The following is a 1,747-nucleotide window of genomic DNA, read 5'->3' as shown; positions in this document are numbered from 1 at the left end:
CTTTTATTGCAGAAACTCTTCCCTTCTAGCGAAGCGCAAATGACGCTGAAATTGGATGGCAAGTTTAAGAAAAGCTGGCGTGCCATGGTGGTGTATATCACGTTTGCCGCCGTTGTTCTCTGGATGACCACACAATTGCACGGCATGAATACCTATGTGGTGGCTATCATTCCGCTGGCAGTGTTTACATTGACAGGCATTATGGGCAAAGAAGAACTCAAGCTGATCAATTGGGACGTACTTTGGCTTGTCGCAGGTGGTATTGCCATTGGTATCGGGCTGGAAAAACAGGCTGGCGAAGCTTAGCGCACGCAATCAATTACGAAGCTTTATCGCCTTTGCCATCATCGTATCGCTCTCCTTAGTCTGCTGGCTTATGGCGAACTTTATGTCCAATACCGCGACCGCCAACTTGTTGATGCCAATCGCGGCCGCGATCGGTACCTCAATGAGCAGTTTAGAAGCCGTCGGAGGCTTACAAGGCTTGCTGGTGGTGGTAGCATTCTCAGCCTCGCTCGSGRTGATTCTTCCTGTGTCAACGCCTCCCAACTCTCTGGCCTACTCTACCGGCCTAATCGAGAGCAAGGACATGGCAAAAGTGGGCTTGCTGATCGGTGTGATTGGCKTAGCCATCGTCTACGGGCGTTTGATTCTCGGTTAATAAGAGAGGGGAATCAGAAAGCACGACGACAAAGCGAAGAAAGTCGCGTCTGTGCTTTGCCAAGATGATAACTTGAGGCATATTGTCGATCTCTTCAATTAGGGATCACACAATCAATGGGATTTGAATGGCTTGCACTGGCCGCGGCACTACTGTGGGCGATCGCCAGTTTACTTTCGGTCACGCCGGCTCAGCATTTGGGATCGTTTGCTTACAGTCGTTGGCGGATGGGATGCACGGCGGTAATGCTCTCCAGTATGGCTCTGTTTACCGGAGGCTGGTCAAGTGTCATGGCTCGAACACATTCACGCCCATGATGTTTTCAGGCTTGATTGGTATCTTTATTGGCGATACCGCGCTATTTGCTTGCTTAAATCGCATGGGGCCTCGCCAAGCGGGCCTACTTTTCTCTTGCCATGCCGTCTTTTCCGCCATTCTCGGTTACTTCCTGTTTAGCGAAAGCATGACGTCAATGGAGCTACTCGGATCGCTGCTCGTATTTCCGGCGTCGTTCTGGCGATCTTTTTTGGCCGACGTGGACAAAGTCAGAATGCACTGGAAACCGTCAAAGGTGCCGCTTGGATCGGCATCGCCTTAGGGTTACTGGCAGCTCTGTGCCAAGCGCTAGGGGGAATTATTGCCAAACCAGTGATGCAAACCGATATCGACCCTGTCGCAGCATCCGCTATCCGTATGATCAGCGCCTTTGTGGCACATTGCCTACTAAGAGCCACTGGCGCAAAATTTCTCGGGCAACACAAAAATGATGGTCGCATCTTTGCCATTACCGCGATTAACGGCTTTCTCGCCATGGCAGTTGGCATGACCTTGATCCTGTACGCTTTGCGCGAAGGAAATGTCGGGATGGTTGCCTTACTCTCCTCGACAACCCCAATCATGTTATTGCCAATACTGTGGATCTACACCAAACAACGCCCAATCGTTCACGCGTGGCTTGGTGCCTTCGTCGCGGTAGCAGGAACAGCCATCTTAGTTCAGTGACGCACAGAAACAAAAAGCCCGAGAACATGCTCGGGCTTTCATTTAGCGTGTTTAAGCTTACTTAACCAATACTTGGCCAGTCAT

At 50.9% G+C, this 1,747-nt stretch carries 2 pseudogenes; both read left to right on the top strand.

The window, feature by feature from the left end:
• A pseudogene (locus CIK04_RS24005) lies at window positions 1–661 on the top strand (SLC13 family permease); the annotation flags it as partial.
• 116 nt (window positions 662–777) lie between these two features.
• Window positions 778–1,663, top strand: a pseudogene (locus CIK04_RS24000) (DMT family transporter).
• Window positions 1,664–1,747: the final 84 nt, after the last annotated feature.

This window comes from Vibrio sp. 03_296 (assembly GCF_002265885.1).
Note: the sequence above shows the minus strand (reverse complement) of the source record. Positions and strands in the feature narration are given on the sequence as shown.